This window comes from Chryseobacterium sp. SIMBA_038, from assembly GCF_046535115.1.
Classification (GTDB): Bacteria; Bacteroidota; Bacteroidia; order Flavobacteriales; family Weeksellaceae; genus Chryseobacterium.
In genome coordinates this window covers 1-266 of sequence record NZ_JAWRXH010000208.1, presented here as the reverse complement: position 1 = coordinate 266, position 266 = coordinate 1, and the positions used below count along the sequence as shown (strand labels likewise).

Sequence of the window (266 nt, the reverse complement as noted above, 5' to 3'; positions counted from 1 at the left end):
ACTCTGCACGGACCACGACCGACGGGACAATCAGGAGCGCGGTACGCATCTCGGTCATCCATGCGTCGCCAAACTGACGTGCTGCCTGAAGTGCCGCCGCGTCCCATCCGTCCGGCAACGTTTCGGCCGTATGGCGTTCGATGCTGACGTCGTCGGGAACACTTGCTTCGACCCATCCGTGTGTTTTCGGCACCTTGCCGATGCGCGCATGCACCAGCACCTCGAGCATCGCACCCGCAAAAGTCGACGCCGCATAGATGACGGGC

The 266-nt window shown here is 62.8% G+C and carries 1 protein-coding gene; it reads right to left on the bottom strand.

The window, feature by feature from the left end; all coding sequences use genetic code 11:
- The coding region (locus tag SB689_RS23310; RefSeq protein WP_410694424.1) for an RES family NAD+ phosphorylase at positions 1-266 on the bottom strand (266 nt) is incomplete at both ends.